At 33.3% G+C, this 17,859-nt stretch carries 17 protein-coding genes; 5 read left to right on the forward strand and 12 right to left on the reverse strand.

The window, feature by feature from the left end:
* Positions 1 to 3 precede the first annotated feature (3 nt).
* Together A9CBEGH2_RS06020 and A9CBEGH2_RS06025 are read left to right on the forward strand one after the other, a co-directional pair.
* Complete coding sequence (locus tag A9CBEGH2_RS06020; protein WP_115715335.1) at positions 4 to 2,097, forward strand: glutamine synthetase III family protein; 2,094 nt, start codon at positions 4 to 6, stop codon at positions 2,095 to 2,097.
* 174 nt (positions 2,098 to 2,271) lie between these two features.
* Positions 2,272 to 3,948: a Na/Pi cotransporter family protein gene (locus A9CBEGH2_RS06025; protein ID WP_118277788.1), complete on the forward strand. Its 1,677-nt coding sequence runs from the start codon at positions 2,272 to 2,274 to the stop codon at positions 3,946 to 3,948.
* Positions 3,949 to 4,062: 114 nt separating this feature from the next.
* Here A9CBEGH2_RS06025 and A9CBEGH2_RS06030 read toward each other — a convergent pair whose 3' ends face one another.
* Positions 4,063 to 5,235 carry an AI-2E family transporter gene (locus A9CBEGH2_RS06030; RefSeq protein WP_118277789.1) on the reverse strand — a complete coding sequence of 391 codons (1,173 nt, stop codon included), beginning with the start codon at positions 5,233 to 5,235 and terminating at the stop codon, positions 4,063 to 4,065.
* Positions 5,236 to 5,363: 128 nt separating this feature from the next.
* Between A9CBEGH2_RS06030 and A9CBEGH2_RS06035 the strand changes: the two genes are divergently transcribed.
* Positions 5,364 to 6,113 carry a TrmH family RNA methyltransferase gene (locus A9CBEGH2_RS06035; RefSeq protein ID WP_115715338.1) on the forward strand — a complete coding sequence of 250 codons (750 nt, stop codon included), beginning with the start codon at positions 5,364 to 5,366 and terminating at the stop codon, positions 6,111 to 6,113.
* 12 nt (positions 6,114 to 6,125) lie between these two features.
* Here A9CBEGH2_RS06035 and A9CBEGH2_RS06040 read toward each other — a convergent pair whose 3' ends face one another.
* The 5 genes from A9CBEGH2_RS06040 to A9CBEGH2_RS06060 form a co-directional block, all read right to left on the reverse strand.
* Positions 6,126 to 6,440 (reverse strand): rhodanese-like domain-containing protein, encoded by a 315-nt coding sequence (locus A9CBEGH2_RS06040; protein ID WP_118361735.1) that lies wholly within the window; start codon positions 6,438 to 6,440, stop codon positions 6,126 to 6,128.
* Between the two features lie 12 nt (positions 6,441 to 6,452).
* Complete coding sequence (locus A9CBEGH2_RS06045) at positions 6,453 to 6,803, reverse strand: amino acid permease (protein WP_118361733.1); 351 nt, start codon at positions 6,801 to 6,803, stop codon at positions 6,453 to 6,455.
* Positions 6,804 to 6,806: 3 nt separating this feature from the next.
* Positions 6,807 to 7,247 (reverse strand): peptidylprolyl isomerase, encoded by a 441-nt coding sequence (locus A9CBEGH2_RS06050; protein ID WP_115715341.1) that lies wholly within the window; start codon positions 7,245 to 7,247, stop codon positions 6,807 to 6,809.
* Between the two features lie 157 nt (positions 7,248 to 7,404).
* Positions 7,405 to 8,823, reverse strand: coding sequence for a VanZ family protein (locus A9CBEGH2_RS06055; RefSeq protein ID WP_118361731.1), 1,419 nt, complete (start codon positions 8,821 to 8,823; stop codon positions 7,405 to 7,407).
* A gap of 29 nt (positions 8,824 to 8,852) precedes the next feature.
* A complete protein-coding gene (locus tag A9CBEGH2_RS06060) occupies positions 8,853 to 9,812 on the reverse strand; it encodes a retropepsin-like aspartic protease (protein WP_118361729.1) in 960 nt (319 codons plus the stop codon).
* Between the two features lie 82 nt (positions 9,813 to 9,894).
* Between A9CBEGH2_RS06060 and A9CBEGH2_RS06065 the strand changes: the two genes are divergently transcribed.
* Complete coding sequence (locus A9CBEGH2_RS06065; RefSeq protein WP_115715344.1) at positions 9,895 to 10,755, forward strand: DUF4438 domain-containing protein; 861 nt, start codon at positions 9,895 to 9,897, stop codon at positions 10,753 to 10,755.
* Between the two features lie 52 nt (positions 10,756 to 10,807).
* Here the strand turns inward: A9CBEGH2_RS06065 and A9CBEGH2_RS06070 are convergent, their stop codons facing one another.
* The 6 genes from A9CBEGH2_RS06070 to A9CBEGH2_RS06095 all read right to left on the reverse strand — a co-directional run bounded on the left by A9CBEGH2_RS06070 (position 10,808) and on the right by A9CBEGH2_RS06095 (position 17,025).
* The gene (locus A9CBEGH2_RS06070; protein WP_118277554.1) at positions 10,808 to 11,575 is read right to left on the reverse strand and encodes a hypothetical protein; all 768 of its coding nucleotides are present in this window, start codon (positions 11,573 to 11,575) and stop codon (positions 10,808 to 10,810) included.
* Between the two features lie 152 nt (positions 11,576 to 11,727).
* Entirely contained in the window at positions 11,728 to 12,429 is a 702-nt protein-coding gene (locus A9CBEGH2_RS06075) for a Bax inhibitor-1/YccA family protein (RefSeq protein ID WP_118361727.1), read from the reverse strand.
* 30 nt (positions 12,430 to 12,459) lie between these two features.
* Positions 12,460 to 13,287 carry a hypothetical protein gene (locus A9CBEGH2_RS06080; protein ID WP_118361725.1) on the reverse strand — a complete coding sequence of 276 codons (828 nt, stop codon included), beginning with the start codon at positions 13,285 to 13,287 and terminating at the stop codon, positions 12,460 to 12,462.
* Between the two features lie 91 nt (positions 13,288 to 13,378).
* The gene (gene ilvA, locus A9CBEGH2_RS06085) at positions 13,379 to 14,578 is read right to left on the reverse strand and encodes a threonine ammonia-lyase (protein ID WP_118361723.1); all 1,200 of its coding nucleotides are present in this window, start codon (positions 14,576 to 14,578) and stop codon (positions 13,379 to 13,381) included.
* Positions 14,579 to 14,729: 151 nt separating this feature from the next.
* Positions 14,730 to 16,427 (reverse strand): hypothetical protein, encoded by a 1,698-nt coding sequence (locus tag A9CBEGH2_RS06090; RefSeq protein WP_118361721.1) that lies wholly within the window; start codon positions 16,425 to 16,427, stop codon positions 14,730 to 14,732.
* A 160-nt stretch (positions 16,428 to 16,587) separates the two neighbouring features.
* Positions 16,588 to 17,025, reverse strand: coding sequence for a PH domain-containing protein (locus A9CBEGH2_RS06095; RefSeq protein WP_118361719.1), 438 nt, complete (start codon positions 17,023 to 17,025; stop codon positions 16,588 to 16,590).
* Positions 17,026 to 17,366: 341 nt separating this feature from the next.
* Here A9CBEGH2_RS06095 and A9CBEGH2_RS12680 point away from each other — a divergent pair, with 341 nt between their 5' ends.
* Positions 17,367 to 17,846: a DUF6431 domain-containing protein gene (locus A9CBEGH2_RS12680; protein ID WP_353511641.1), complete on the forward strand. Its 480-nt coding sequence runs from the start codon at positions 17,367 to 17,369 to the stop codon at positions 17,844 to 17,846.
* Positions 17,847 to 17,859 lie beyond the last annotated feature (13 nt).

Below are 17,859 nucleotides of genomic sequence, written 5' to 3' on the forward strand. Positions count from 1 at the left end.
TGTATGACTAACAAACACCCTTTTGATGATTTTGGTATTAATTTATTTAGTGAAAATGTGATGAAAGAATGCCTTCCTCATCCAATATATATGAAATGGAAGACCGCTACACGAAAAGAAGATGCACTTGATCGTACAACTGCAGATGCAATTGCGCATGCAATGAAAACCTGGGCCATGGAAAAAGGTGCAACACACTTTACACACTGGTTTCAGCCATTAACTGGAAGCACTGCCGAAAAACACGACAGCTTTATAGAACCAGGAGAATATAATCAGCCGATTTCTCGTTTTTCTGGAAAATCTTTAATAAAAGGAGAAGGTGATGCCTCTTCTTTTCCAAGCGGAGGACTTCGTGCAACTTTTGAAGCACGTGGCTATACATACTGGGATTGTACTTCTCCTGCTTTTTTAAGAGACAATGTTTTATGTATTCCAACAATTTTTGTTTCTTATAATGGAGAAACCTTAGATAAAAAAGCACCTCTATTAAAAAGTGCAGAGGCTATCAGCAAACAGGCTACTCGTATCGTAAATTTATTTAAAGATAAGGATATTAAACAAGTCAATGCCATGGTAGGTCTTGAACAGGAATATTTCTTAATTGATAAAGAATTATATAAGCAAAGAAAAGATCTTGTACATACAGGAAGAACTTTGTTTGGTTCGATGCCTCCAAAAAGCATGGATATTCGCGGGCACTATTTTGGCAGTATACCTAATCGTGTACAGGCGTTCATGAAGGATGTAGATGAAGAACTATGGAAACTTGGTATTTATGCCAAAACAGAACACAATGAAGTAGCACCCTGCCAGTTTGAAATTGCCCCATTGTTTATCGACGCCAATGTAGCCGTTGATCAAAACCTGATCATCATGGATGTATTAAAAAAGAAAGCAGATAAACATGGACTTGCCTGCCTTTTACATGAAAAACCATTCCAGGGAGTAAATGGAAGTGGAAAACACAATAACTGGTCTCTTGTTACAGATGATGGTCAAAATTTATTAGAGCCGGGTGATCGCCCTCATGAAAACATTCGTTTCTTATTATTTGTATGTGCCATCATTGAAGCTGTAGATACCTATCCAGAGCTTCTTCGCATGGCTGCCAGCTGCTATGGAAATGATTATCGCTTAGGTGCTGATGAAGCTCCTCCTGCAGTTATCTCTATCTGTATGGGAGATGAATTGGAAATCATTTTAGAAAAACTTAGAAATGGAGAACATGAATTAAAAAATGTAGTAGAAACACAACCTTATGCGATAGCGAACTTATCTTATGTACCAAAAGATACAAGCGACCGAAACCGTACTTCCCCATTTGCCTTTACAGGAAACAAATTTGAATTCCGTATGGTAGGAAGCAGCCGCAGTGCTTCTACAACAAATATTATCTTAAATTCTATCGTAGCAGATACCTTACGCAAAATTGCCGATCAGCTGCAGGAATATAAATATATTGATGATATCCGCAAAAAATCATTAGACATTTGTCGCGACATTTTACAACAGCACCATCGTATTTTATTCTCTAAAGATGGTTACAGCAGTGAATGGCTGCAAGAAGCTGAAAAGCGTGGTCTTCCAAATATTCCTTTCTATGTTGATTCCATTCCTTCTTTAATTAATGAAAAAGCTATTCAGATGTTTGAACGAAATGGCGTTTATAATAAACTGGAATTAGAAGCACGTGTGGATATTCTTTTCGATGAATATCGCAAATCCGTAAAAGCAGAAGTATTAACGATTTTAGATATCAGTAAAAAAGATTTCCTTCCTGCACTTGTAAAAGAAATTAAATTTTATAGCGATGCTCAAAATTCTTTAGGATTTAAAAATGAGTATTACGAAAGAAAAATTAATTTCTTAGTAAATCTGTTAAATTCACTAGACGAACAGTATCATACGTTAAAAAATAAAATGATGGAAAGAAATCAATATGAATCAAGCATGGAAAAAGCGCAATATTTAAACCAAGAGGTACTTCCGCAAATGCATAAGCTTCGCCATATTCTAGATACTATTGAGGAAGCTGTTTCAAGTGAACAATATCCATACCCAACATACGATGATATGTTTACATCTGTACAATAACTGCTCAAACGAGCAGTTATTTTTAATTGAAATTTTACAATTATTTACTAAAAATTGATGAAATATAAAAAATTAACAGAATTTTAACATTTCCTTAACACAATTAACATGTTATCTTTACCAAGATTTAATATACTAAAATCATAACTTATAAAATTACAGGAGGAAAATAACATGAATTTAACAAGCCTTCTAGGTTTATTCGGTGGGCTGGCACTATTCCTTTATGGAATGCATATGATGAGCAACGGATTAGAAAATGCTGCCGGAGACAGAATGAAAACAATCTTAGAAAAACTAACGAGCAATCGTTTCCTGGGACTTTTGGTAGGAGCTTTAATTACTGCTGTTATCCAAAGTTCTTCCGCAACAACTGTTATGGTCGTTGGATTTGTTAACTCTAAATTAATGACTCTTCAGCAGGCTGTCTGGATCATTATGGGTGCTAACATTGGAACTACGATTACTGGTCAGCTAATAGCATTAGATGCAAGTAAGATCGCTCCAGTTATCGCATTTTGCGGTGTTGTCTTAGTTACTTTCTTAAAAAACAAGAAATTAAACTCTATCGGAGATATTTTAGCAGGTCTAGGTATTTTATTTATTGGTATGGATATGATGAAAGAAGCAATGGTTCCACTACAGGAATCACAAGTCTTTATTGATGCCATGACAACCATCTCAAATCCAATTCTTGCCATTTTATTAGGAGCTGGATTTACTGCATTAATTCAGAGTTCTTCTGCTTCTGTTGGTATTTTGCAGGCATTGGCATTAAGCGGCTTGATTCCATTAAGCAGTGCAATCTATATTATCTTTGGACAAAACATCGGTACATGTATTACAGCTGTTTTAGCATCTTTAGGTGCCAATCGTATGGCAAAGCGTACTACGATCATTCACCTTTCATTTAATATTATAGGGACACTTATCTTCATGCTGTTTATCCAGTTTGTTCCATTTGTTAGCTGGATGGAAGCAATCACATCAAATCCAGCTGCACAGATTGCAAATACTCACACAACTTTCAACATTGTAACAACTTTAATTCTTCTTCCATTTGGTAATTACCTTGCAAAACTTGCAGAAATTATCATGCCTGTGAAACCGGAAGAAATTGAAGATGCGAATTATGATGTACCATTAGTATTTGTTGATACCAATAACATTGGTTCATCTGCTATAGCAATATCTTCTTTAAGAAAAGAAGCTTTAGCAATGTTAAAACTTGCAGAGACAAACTTAGAAACAAGTATCGAATCTTTATATACACCAAATACTGATTTCAAAAAAATAGAAAAGCGTGAAAAACGTATTGATTTTATCAACTATGAAATCACAAATTACATGTCTAAAGTTTCTCAAATCAATATGAATGAAAATGAAACCATCACAAGCAATGCTTTATATAAATGTTTTTCAGATATTGAACGTATTGGCGATCACGCTATCAATATTCTTCAATATTCAAAAGAAGATTCTGAAATGCGTTTAACAAACACTCAAGAAATACAGGATGAACTTTCACAACTGTTAGAACTTCTAGAAAAAAGCTTCTCTTTACTGTTTGCTTATCGCTTAGATTCTAATGATGACTGTTATAGTAAAATAGAACGTATTGAAGATCGTATCGATGAATTAACTGCTACATATCGTCAAAAACAGATTGATCGTTTATATGAAAAGAAAGTTACCGCAAAAGACTGTGTTATTTATTCGGAAATTATGACAGACATTGAACGTGTCAGTGATCATCTTATCAATATTATTCAGGAATGTAAAAGATGCAGTTTTACATTAAGTGATGATTTATTTACAAGTGGCTTCAGTGCTGTAAATCCTGCATCCTAAATAAAAAAAGTGAAAGGAATATATGCTCCTTTCATTTTTTATATACAAGATCATATTTTATTTATTAAAAAGATACAATCTCTATAAGAAAAAGTAACTTTTAAAAACAAATCATTAATTTGTGTTGTTTTCTAAAGAGACAACATCACTTTCACTTGCATCTACCCCTTTTTTCTCTAAGCGATAATGAACAAATTCTTTTACAGCTACATAGAAAACCGCAAAGCAAGGAACACCGATAAACATTCCAACTATTCCAAACAGCCCTCCTCCAATGCATACCGAAAATAAGATACCGATACTTGGAAGTCCCAATTTATCTCCCAAAATCATAGGTCCCAATACATTCCCATCAAACTGTTGAAGAGCAAATACGAACAAAGCAAAATATACAGCCGTTATAGGATGAATTATAAATAAAATAACAACTCCTGGAATAGCCCCAATAAAAGGTCCAAAAACAGGAATCATATTCGTTACGCCAACAAACACAGACAGCAGCAATGCATAAGGAAATTGGAATATTAAAGAGCCAACATAGCATAAGATACCAATAATCAAGGAATCTATCGCTTTTCCAACAATAAAATTATTGAAAATTTTACTGCTTAACAAAGACATACGATGAAAATATTTCGATACTTCTTCAGGAAAAAGCGCATAATTAATCTTTCTAACATAACGAAGCAGTCGTTCTTTATCCATCAACATATATAAAGCACTTACAATACCAAGTACGATATCTAATAATGTACTTCCAAATGCATACGTATATTTCAACATCTGTGGTAAAGCAACCGTAACAAAATCTGTCATTTTTCCAAAAATATCTATTTGTTCAAAATAATTTCCTACTTCTTCAGCCCGAATTCCATGTTCCTTAATAAAGTCCTGAACAAACACCTCAAAGTTTTCCATATATTCTGGAAAGGAAGAAATCAAAGACAAAATACTGTCAATCAATTGTGGAATTAATAAAGCCAGGAAACATGAAACCGCCACAATTCCTAATATAATTGCTAGCAGTGCAGCGAATGCTCTTTTATGATTTTTCTTTAAAGGAAGATGAAGAAATAATTTTTCCTCAATCAATATCATTGGTTTATTTAATAAAAAAGCAATCGCGAAGCCAATAATAAAAGGCGTAGTTAAAGAAAGAACCTTTTTAAACAGCCCAAACAAGACATCAAAACGATAGAAGCAAAAGAAAATAGAGATAGCAACAAATATAATTACAGCTGCCAGCCAAACTTTATTTTTCATTTCCCCTGTCATTTTTACTTTCATTTACATCACCTCAGTGCTTTCATTTTACCATGAAAATCCGCTTTCATTTCTTAAATTTTAGAAAGTTTTATTTTTTTCTTTTTCTGATGCCTTATTTCGTTTATAATAATGTCGAAATGAGGTGCATCATGGAAAATTATATCGTAGAAGGAAATATTTCCGTTAAAGCTGTATTACTTGCAAACAGAAGAAAAGTAGAAAGAATTTATGTAGATCCTAAGAAAAAAGATCGAGATACATCATTTATCATTCGCAAAGCAAAAGAGATGCTTGTTCCTGTTCAGACCTTGCCAAGAGAAGAAATTGATGCATTGGCACAGGGAAAAACACATGGTGGACTTCTTGCGGTATGCTCAGAAAGAGAATATCAAAATTTAGAAGATATCGTACAAAAGCCAGATTTATTTTTAGCTTTGATTGAGGGAGTAGAAGATCCATTTAACTTTGGCTATATTTTGCGAACCTTATATGCGGCTGGCTGTGACGGTGTTATTATTCCACCAAGAAATTGGACAAGTGCTGCCGATGTCGTCACTAAATCCAGTGCAGGTGCTAGTGAATACATCAATTTGTTCCTAGCAGAAAACATGGAAGAAACACTTCAGTTATTAAAAAAACATAAAATTTCAATCGTATGTGGACAAAGAAGCGATGCTATTTCTTTATACGAATATCGTTTCCCACAAAAAGTATGTATTGCGATTGGTGGAGAAATGCGAGGATTAAGCAAACTGGTACAATCTCAAAGCTCACAAAACTTGTTTATTCCCTATCATGCTGAATTCAAAAATGCTTTAACTGCTGCATCTAGTAGTGCTATCTTCGCCTTTGAATATTTACGTCAAAAAGAAGCAAAGACAAAAAAACTCGATAAGTGATCATCGAGTTTTTTATTTTTCTACTTCATATTCCCAATAGATAATACCGCCAATATTATATACATTGGTTCTTCCTTGATCCTTTAAAAAATTCACATAGGCATTTGAACGCTGTCCGCTTCTACAATATACATATACAGGCTTATCTTGTGGAATCACATCTATCTGCTGTTTTGCCTTTTGTAAAGGAATACAAACAGCTCCTGGCAAATGACCTTCTTCATATTCATCCTGTTCTCTAACATCCAGTAAAAAGAAGTCCTTGCCTTCCATCATTTCCTGATGCACTTCACTCATTTCTTTATCAAATTTCATTCTAAAAAACATAATTTACCTCTTTTAATCCGCAAATACAAAACCACAAAAAACATAAAGCATGTACATGTAAATTCCTTCTAATCCAAAAAAATGAAGAAACCTGCTTAACGGTGGCAACTGTAAAATACCCAGCTGTAAAAACAGCAAAAGCAACAATACCACAATAGAAAATACTTTCGGCATCACTGCATTGGAGATTTTCTTATATTTTGCATTTAAAAAATAACCAAAGAAAAATAAGGCTGCACATAAAAAGATAGTGTGAAATGTCTGTGTATAACTTCCTCTTAAATATGTATCCATCAGTCTTTGTAATAATGCACAAACAATTAAGATAGAAAAAGGTATCCCCAGACGTTTTAGTGAATCCATGAATTATTCTTCCTCCAGAATAACCACTTTCTCCATAACATCTCCATTCATCATGTTTCTTACTGCACCCATATTATCTGTTACTTTACCAAATACAGTATGCACACCATCAAGATGAGGCTGTGGACAATGACAAATAAAGAACTGACAGCATCCAGTATCTTTCCCGCGATGCGCCATAGACATACTTCCTGTTTCATGGCGATGTGGATTATTAGCCGTTTCACAAGGAATGGTATAACCTAAATCTCCTGTTCCATTTCCATAAGGACATCCACCCTGAGATACAAAGTTTGGAATTACACGATGAAATGTTTTCCCATCATAATACCCTTCTTTTACCAGCTTCACAAAGTTATTTACAGTAATCGGTGCATCATCTGGATACAGTTCAAAAGGAAGTTCTGCACCATTTTCCATTACGATTTTTCCATGTAAGATCATATAAAATTCCTCCTATTTAATTCCTAACTACTATACAATACTTCCTGTAAAAAAACAACTACACAACAAAAACATTCATATCTTTATCCGGTCTACGTGTATCAAAAAAGAAGTGCTTTTACCAAACACAACACAACACTTCTTTTCCTGTATATCGCTATTTTTTTACTGCAGGAATCATAATTTGATTTGCAGCATATTCTACATTTGATTTTACATCAAACACATACACTGGCTGATAATACCCTTTACTATCCTGTTTATATCCAATATGTACTTTTCCAACATCTAACGTAATATCTTTATCGTAAAATCCAAACTCTTCATCATAAAGCTTTTCAAAGGCTTCCTGTTGAGAAATCAGCGGAAATTCTTTATATGGATTAGCAACAATGATTTCATTCCTAATATTATCCAATTCTCCATTTTCATAATAGGTACATTCCAATTTCCCATCATATAGCGTATCTCCAATTTTGATTTTATCCGCCTCAAAGCTGTATGTTTGACGTTCCTTGTTTATTGTTAAAGTAGTTCCTTCAGGTAAAAATATCCCATATTTCGATAATGCTTTCTCTAGTGTTTCTCTGCTTGCCTTTATACTTTGCTTGTTCTCTTCATCTCTAATATTTAATGTATTAATATTAATATTCCCGTTCTTAAAATAAATCCAAATATTATACTTTTCATCCACATCTTCATAAATAACACATTCATCATAAACCATGACACTATCTTCATTGATTTTTGTATGCATTCTATCAAAAAAAGAAATCGCCACCTGTTTCGCTTCTTCTTTTGTATAACCTTCCATCTTATAAACCATTTCATTTACTTCCTTTGTATCGTATGTTTCTGATGAATGAATCGTAACATCAATATTATGTTTCATAGTGATATCCAAAGGATAGGTTGGTATATTTCCTAATTCCTGCATTTGATAAACGATATAAGTACCACCAAAGCCAGCAATACAAAGAAATAGTGGGATTTGAAATAATATCGTTTTCATGATAGAAATTTTTTCTTTTTTCCTTGCACTCATAAAGCAAACAATAATTTTGTAGAATCCATAACCAATACATACCCCTATCGTATTATTTAATAAATCTGCAGTTTCAAAAATTCCTAAATGGAAAAACAGCTGTATAAGCTCAATAGTTAAACTAAACAAAAAGCCTGCAAGATATGTTTTCCAAAATGTTTGAAATTTTTTATTTCCTAGTGGCAGCAAGAATCCAAAAGGAACAAATAACACGATGTTTACAACAATCAATCCCCACGCAGCAAAAGAAGCACTCATCCATGCTTCCTGATATGCGAAGAATGGAGAAAGAAGCATAGCACCATCATGATAGGAACCCCTTGATAATAATGTTCCTAGCACTACCACAAGAATATAACATATAAAAACAAACCACCACAGCAGTTTATACTTATCCGCTTTTTTCTTTCCTTTGCCAATCTTTCGATAAACCAAATAACCAATACCAAAGATAGCAACAAGCAACACAGTCAAAAAAATTCCTATAAGTAGAAAATCTTTTCCCATACCTAATATGTCTCTTAATTCCATAAAACCTATATCCCTTTCCTCTATAATAATTACACTAACAAGATCATAGACTTGCTGTTAACAAATCGTATTCTTCTTCCCTTAAAAACTTCATTTCCAAACACACCATCAAAAGTAAAACGATCAAACATATCCACTGGTCCACTGATGGTATGTGTTAACCTGATTTTTGCACGATCTACATATACTTCTACATTCTTAAACATTTTCATCTGCATAGACTCCATGCCATGCACACCAAAGCCTAGTCCCTTAACTTCCTGTTCCTCTTCCCAGCCATGTTTTCGCATACTGTCTTCCCCAAGCCAGCTTCGCTTTGATCCACTGTCAAAACCAAAGGTCAAAACCTTTCCTTTTTCATCTTTCACAAGAAGAAATGGGAAATCTCCTGGAATCATATTTGGATTTGGAAAACGAAAGCGATTTTTCAAAACTTTGCATTCATGAGCAATATCATCCAATTCAAAATCCAGGGTGGATAATACATCCCATCCTAAAAGACCATCAAAGGATAACATGTCTATATTGCCAAAGCGCAAAGAAAACGCATCCTGCGATAAAACGATCATTGCCTTGTTTCGATATGCGATACCACCAAACTGCATATCATCTATGACAATACTATCCAGATGTTTCTGTTTCCCACCTATGCTTCCTACTTCTATCGTCTGATTTTTCTTTTTCAAACCTAGTTTATCCAAGGTTTTCTGGCGAATCGTTGAAATTTGTGCTCCCGTATCCAGTATAAAATGACATAAGCAATGATTGATATATACAGGTACAACAAGCAAACCAAATAGATTACGTTTCATGGGAAGTGTAAATGTATCCTGATAAATTACTTTTTCCTCTTTTATACTTCCTAGTATACTTTCCCTTGCCTTTTGTATAGAATCTGAAAAACTTCCATTTCGTGTTATCTCCTGCCATTTTTGATAATCACAAGTATCTATAATACATGGTGATACACTTGTTACTTTACATCCCATAAAATCAACTCCTTGTTTAAGATTATATCACACTTTATGCTTGGATAATGATATAATTGAACCGATGAAAGGAGACGATATCATGAAATTAAATAAGACCCAACTGCCAATCATGAGCGTACAGGGAAAAGTGGATCATCCTGGTATGAATGGAAATCCATCCCGTGCTGGGTATGATGGCTATTCCAGAATTCCTATGGCTACTGGAGGCATTACATATAATTATAAAATTGGAGATTCCTGCATGGGAATTGCGGGAGATCATATTGAACCGGGTGTAAGTTTAAAAAATCCAGCAGATAAAGAAAACAATGCTTTACAGGCATTCGCATGCATTGGAAACAAGGCAAAAATTATCAGTGGCGATGCGAAAGGAAGATGTGGCTATGTTACCGGTAAACATGGCGGTATTGATCATGTCATGGTATATTTTGATGAAGAAACACTTGATTTAATGACCTGTGATGATAAAGTGTTAATAAAAGCCTGTGGACAGGGATTAAAGATGCTTGATCATAAAGATATCTTTGTGATGAACATTGATCCTGCTTTATTAGAAAACATGGCAATCCAAGATAAAAAAGACTATATAGAAGTACCTGTTGTAACTAGTGTTCCTGCTTACCTAATGGGAAGTGGATTAGGGAGTGCATCTACAATGCTTGGCGATTATGACATCATGACACAAGATAAAGAAGCAAACAAAACGTTTGGTATTGATAAACTTCGTTTTGGAGATATTGTCATGATTGAAGACCATGATAATAAAAATGGTCCACATTATAAACAAGGAGCCGTATCCATCGGTGTCATCGTACATTCTGACTCTTTCACAAGCGGACATGGTCCAGGTGTAACAGTTATCTTAAGTGGTACAAAAGACAACATAAAACCAGTAATTAAGGAAGATGCGAATATCGCAAATTATCTTAATATCAAATAACACAGAGGATATGTATAAAATAAAAACTTATTTTGTACATTCCTCTTTTCATTTAAAAAATTTCCAATACAATACTCTTATCTTTATTTCCTTTATCTAAGGATTCCAAACGAAAAACAAGATTATCATCTAAATCCTTTCTTTCTAGATTTGAATATGTTTTTGTTTTTCCATCCTTTCCATCTATTGTTATATTATATACTTCTATCTGCAACCCCTTTTTATCAAAATATTTTTGCAGCATTTTAGCTTCTTGAACAGCCTGTGCAAGACTAGTTGAAACATCTACATGCAAACCAAACGTAAGAGGAATATCTTTAAAACTCTCAATTTCATATTCATCATTATTGTTATATTTTAATTTTAAATACGCACTTGTTTCCTTTGTGTTTAATTCACCAATCACAACATGATGTTCTTTAGGTAATAGATTTTGAGTAAGAATTTCCATTTCCTTTTGAAATTCATCTATAAAACGCATAACCATATTATCTTCATTCTCAATATTTGAAAAGCTATCCTCTACCTTTTCAAAAGTAGTCCAGCTAATTGTAAAGTGCTCATCTTCTCCATCTTTACACAATTCCATCGTATAGAATGTTTTCCCCTCAATATCCTTGCTTGCATAATCAGTAGAGACTTCTATAACTTTATAACCTTGAGCACCTTGAATCCCTTTTAAATGCTGGTTCATCAAAAATCTTCCTAAAACCTCATGAGATAAAGAACTGCATAACATACAGACAAGAAAAAGAAAAATCCCCCCGCCAACAACAATAGATTTCCATCTTTTTTGTATAAATATCTTCACTTTCTTCATAATATAGCTTCCTCCTTTAAGCATGTATATTATAAAATTTATAAAGTGATGATCTATAAACATTACATAAATATTTGCTTAAGAAATCTTCCATAGTTACATAAAAAAAGATGAACTTTCCAGTTTAGAAAGATCATCTTTTTTTGTTGCGATTAATCTCTATTTCCTAACATACGTAAAATATAAAGGAAGATATTAATAAAATCAAGATATAACTCAAATGCAGAATAAATCGATATCTTTTTCAGCATTGTTTCATCATGCTCAAATTGAAAATACAAGGCTTTTACTTTCTGTGCATCATAAGCACATAAACCTGTAAAGATAAGTAGTCCTATGAAAGACATAACCATTGTATTTGTATCAATGTTAAATAACATCATCACAACAGAAGCAATAAAAAATGTTAATAAAGCACCAAACAACAATGGTCCAAAGCGCAGTAAATTCATCTTTGTTCTTGTACCAATTACAATCAAGCTTCCAAAGTATACCAAGCTAACTAAAAAAGCAATGGAAATAGAACCAAGATCATATGCAAATGCTAAAGTAGAAAGTGTAATACCAAGCAATGCTGCATATGTGAAAAATAATATTTTGGCAGTTACCGTTGATAATTTATGGAGTCTAGCTCCAAACATAACCGCAACCACAAGCTGCACAATTAATAATACAGTAGAAAAAAATGGAATTGAAAATAAAGTAAACAGCATTCCTGTTTGAACTAACAAAAATGCAGATACAAAAGATACAAGGACACCTGCCATCATCCACATATACGTATGAACAATATGTGTCTGCAAGGTTGTTCCACCTATCGTTCTTTGAAATTCTAAATCATGATTATCATACATAGTAAACGCCTCCTTTATTTAGTATTTCTATTATCCTTCTTGTTCATCACGTTGAATTTGACGAATAATTTCATAAGAATCACTTTCTTCATCTAACAAAGATTCATACTTTTTAAATATACGAAGTGTTTTTTCTACATCATCATCGATATAAGCCAAACCATAATGCAATACGACTTCTGTTTTATCACGATATGTTTTCAACATATCCAAAAACATCTTTTCTCCTTTTGAAGAATGCATTGCGACATAAGCCTGTGCCTGTTCATAGAAAAGCATCATTTTAACCATTTCACTAGTATTTGTAAAAACCTGAAGATACTTCTCTACAAACTTTACAATTCGCTCATACAAAGAAGCATCATTTCTTCCTTCCTGCATCATAATATCCAGCATATATGCCAAAGTACCAAGCATATCCATACCATCATTCACTCTATATACCAGACCCTCTAAAGAAGTTTCTTGAAACTGCTTAGCACTTTTCATTAAGCTTCTAAACAATGTTTCCATATCATCAATTTTTTTATTCTCAGGTATTTGTTGATCTAACAGTTCACTTAATGCATGTGAAATTTTTCCATAATGCTGAAAAGAAAATTTCTCTCTATTTGCTATTTCAAGCACTGCTTCATCTACAAAATCAATAGAATAACAGCTATCTGTATCATCGATCTTACATTCTTCAAATATTTTATCGCTAACACTTAAGTCATTTAATGTATTTGCTAATTCGTTATAAATCCTTTCATAACTCCAAGTACATCCAAGTTCTTTTAAATGCCTGCAAATTTCTTCTTTTGACATCTGTTTTAACTGTTCACATGCTATTGAAAATGCTACTTTTTCTTTTGCCATACAACACCTCATTTATTATCATATTTACAGTATCATTTTTTTTAATTATTTACAAGAAATAAACCTTGCGTATGTTACACAAGGCTCTTTTTTATATTTTTTCTACAAGATGTGGCTGGTATCCATTTTCTTCCAGCAAGTTTAAAACTTCCTGAATATGTTCATGGCTATTTGTTTCGATTACCATCCCAACCCTACACTGATTCGCAAGAATTCCCGGTTGAGAACGATTATGTTCTATAGATATGATATTCACATTACAGGATGCAATTAAATCAATGACACGACTTAAATTTCCTGGCTTATCAATAACATTTAGATTTAAAATAGCTTTTCTTCCTGTTTTTATTAAACCTAAATCAATAATCTTACTTAATAGATTTACATCGATATTTCCCCCGGATAAAACACTGACAACTTTATGTCCTTCCATATCTACTTTCCCAAACATAGCTGCCGCAACACTTGTTGCCCCAGCACCTTCTGCTACCATTTTCATTTTTTCCAGCAATACCAAAATCGCAGCAGCAATTTCTTCTTCGCTTACCGTTACTACTTCATCTACATATTTCTGACACATTGCATACGTTAAATCCCCTGGAGTTTTTACCGCAATTCCATCTGCAATCGTAGAAACAGAATCTAATGTTATCATTTTATTTTCTTCCAAGGATTTTTTCATACTTGGCGCATTTTCTGCCTGAACACCAATGACACGACAATCTGGTTTTAAAGATTTAATGGCACATGCAATTCCGCTTATTAATCCACCACCACCAATTGGCACGATTACGGTATCTGCATCTGGCATTCTTTCTAAAATTTCCAAACCAATCGTTCCTTGTCCTGCCATAACATCTTCATCATTAAAAGGTTCAATAAAGACTGCACCGGTAATTTCCTGTAAATTCTTTGCATATGCATAGGCATCATTAAAAGTATCTCCCTGCAGTTCCACATCTACTCCATAAGAACGTGTAGCTTCAATCTTGGATAATGGGGCAGTTTTTGGCATAACAATCGTTCCTTTAATCCCCATTTTCATACAGGCATAGGCAACTCCCTGTGCATGGTTTCCTGCACTAGCCGCAATAACCCCTTTTGCTTTTTCCTCTTCACTTAATTTTGATAATTTATAATATGCTCCACGCAACTTAAAAGCACCTGTTCCCTGTAAATTCTCAGCTTTGATCCATAAATTATCATGAATCTTTGTCGCATGAACAATTGGTGTTTTACTTGTAATATCATTTAATACAACTTTTGCATCTTCAATTCTAGTGATATCCATACTTCTATCCTCCATATGATTCTGCTTCTATTTTACACTGGAAAAGAAAATATGAAAAGGCTTTTTTCTATTATTTAGAAACACTTTTATATAAATGTTCATAAATCATAAACATTTGAATAAAAAAGAAAGATGTTTCTTACGAAACATCCTAATCTTTTTCAATAAACTCTAGTAACTGTTTTGCGGCAAGATTTATGCCATCTCTATTTTCTTTACTTAATCCCAAGTGCGTATAAATCTCTCCAACAAAGACACCGTTATCGCGTAATGCTTTAAACATTTTATCAATTAAAGGATCACATACTTCCTGCTGCTGCATTGGTCCAAATGGATTCGCAAAATAGGTAGTAGATATACCAACTTCCTGCGTTGTTCCTTTCGCCATACGTTTTCCTTCAACACAAGTAGCCTTTGCATCTTCAATATTATCAAAACGATGAAGTCCTAATTTATCATCATAGTTATTTGCATAAGCAAACAAGTCAATACGATGGTTCATCGCAACAATCTCATAAGGAGCAGCTGGTGTAATAACACGTGCATTGTTGCTGGATTCTGGATTCATGAAAATAGAACGGTCCATATCACGATATGGAGTACCTGGATCTAAATCGTCCAAACGAATAAAGGCACCGATTTCTGTTCCCTGACCATAAGGAATACCATCTTCCAAATGAATTGTTCCCATATCATCAAAAACAACCTCGATATCTTTAATAACATCTTTTCCCGCAATCTTTAAGGCTTCAATAGATTCTGATTTTCCAGCACCAGAATCTCCCATCAACATGATCCCTTTACGTTTTCCATTTTTTAAAGTAATATTCACAAATGCCCCATGAATTGGAAGCCATCCATGCTGCATCTTACGAACATTATGAAGCGTTAAAGACATTTTCTTTAAATATCCAAAATATTCAATGCGCTCATTATAACTTACACAACCAATCCAGATATCTTCTTCTTTATCATAATGGAATGTTGTCTGGTCTTTTCCATCTTCATTTCCAAACAAACAGATCAAATCCGGTTTTTTACGACATTCATCAACCGTTGCCAATTCAAACAGGTTTCCTAAAGAAACTGCTGAAGAAATAAAATCCCGATGGAAATAAACAAAAGCCAGCAAACTTCCGATTTTACATGGATAACAGAACCATGTGTCTTTATCTCCGCTAAACTCATGAATTGGATTGTTTTCTGTTTCTGTAAACATTCCTGTACGTTTATTTGATTTTGGATGCAAAATCATTGGAGTTCTCAGCATAACTGAAGTAATGAATGGAATATCCTTTAATGCTGCATACGTATCAGACAATTTAACATTTAAATTCTGCACAGAAATTGCCGCATTCGTACCAGCCTGCATCTGACGATATACTCGATTTTTTCGTCCCATGATTTCTTCTTCCAAAGAACGGTATACTGCTAGAATTAAATTATTAAAATTAGAATCTGCCTGTACAAAACTTAAATCCTGTAAAGCATTCCCACTTCCACTATGGATAACAGAAAATCTTTGATGTCGTTTCCAAAAGTTGTACATTTCTTCAATAAGTTCCAACAAACGACCTTTATCATGTAAATAAGGTGATTCAATTTCATCAATTTTAAAAATTCTTAACATACGGAATAATTTAATTAATTCTACTGTAGATTCTCGTGCTGTTTTCCCATTAATTACATAGTAGTATAAATCTTCATCTGCTTCTTTTAAATAATCAATGAAGTTATGCACATAATTAGAAAACGTACTAGACTTTAAAAGCTGTTCCGGATTTCTTGCATATCCTGCACTATAATTTAAAATAGCGAGTTCCTTGTTTAAATATAAAGTTTCTTTCATTTTGTTCTGCTCCTTTCGCTTATCGCGTTATCGCAAAATAGGGCAAAGGCCTTATCGACTATATTATACTATAGGTATAGTAAATAAGAAAGAAAAACTGTTTTCAAGGTTCATCATTTTTGTTTCATTTAACAATCATTTGTTTCATAAAAATCAGATTTTATTGTTTATCATCTTTCTGCTTTTTTTCCAGTAATGTATTATATATATCTTTTGTTTCTTCTTCACTTTTTTCATTAAAGATAATCGTTTCTTCATCTGTATACATAACAACAAAATATTTTTCATGATAATATACATACGCTCTGCATTGACCTATATCTTTAAAATCTGCATCGCCGGAAAAATATCCATTATTCGAAAAACCCGCTCCTTTTTTTCCACCATGTATTTCAAAATCATCCAAATATTCAACTTTATTAATTTCATCAAAGTCCACTGTATCATGAATAAATCCATCTAATTGTATAGATTCATTACTTATATTAATTTTAGCGCTCATATCTTGCATAGAAAAAAGAAATATAGCTGCGAAAACAATGAAAAACCCTATTCCAAAAATAAAAATACCAATAATTTTATACGTTTCTTCTTTCATATTTCATCATCTTCCTTTCTTTTGAAAGAAGATACACTATCTTATCTATAATGATATCACAAAGAAATACTGTTTCAATATAAAAAGACAGGCACAAGACCTGTCTGAATTTATTGGTAATCTAAAATTACGTGGTGTTTGAAAGGACAACACTTTATGCTGTGGTCTTAGTGACTGCAGCTTTTTTCATGCTCTCATCATCTTTGGGGTACCTTTTCTGATATTTCCTCATTATTTCGATCATCATTTATGTTATCATATCTTTAAATCAATATATAAAAAAAGTAAGAACCACAAAGTTTAGCGACCTAGGTTCTTACTTACCCAAAGTAGGCATCTTTATGATAACATTTAATAACTTTTCTCTCAAGTACATATCTCAAAAATCTTATGACGACTATATTTCTAAGATCGAACTTTCTTCCATCACATGTCCATGCTGTTCTCATCTTGGATTTCATTTTCATGCTTATTATAAAAGATCTTTACTTACACATAATGGTATTATTACCTTAAAGATATGCAGGATTATTTGTCCTCACTGTCACAAGACTCACGCCATCCTTCCTGTTTCTTTAATTCCTTACACCAGACTCCTGGCTTCTGATGTAATAGAAATCATTCTCGATCACGATACTGATAAAGATCATTCTAACCTTTTTCTTGATCCAGTTTACTTTTACTCCATCTTTCATCGATATCATTCCTTTTTACTGAATATTTCCTATTTCCCTTCAATTACTGATTTTTTCGTCTTTCATATTCATAGATTTCATAGAAATTTTGCTCAGTTGCGCGGCTTTCTTTTCATTCCCACATAGGATTCCTTTCCTG

This window comes from Amedibacterium intestinale, assembly GCF_010537335.1.
Lineage (GTDB): Bacteria > Bacillota_I > Bacilli_A > Erysipelotrichales > Erysipelotrichaceae > Amedibacterium > Amedibacterium intestinale.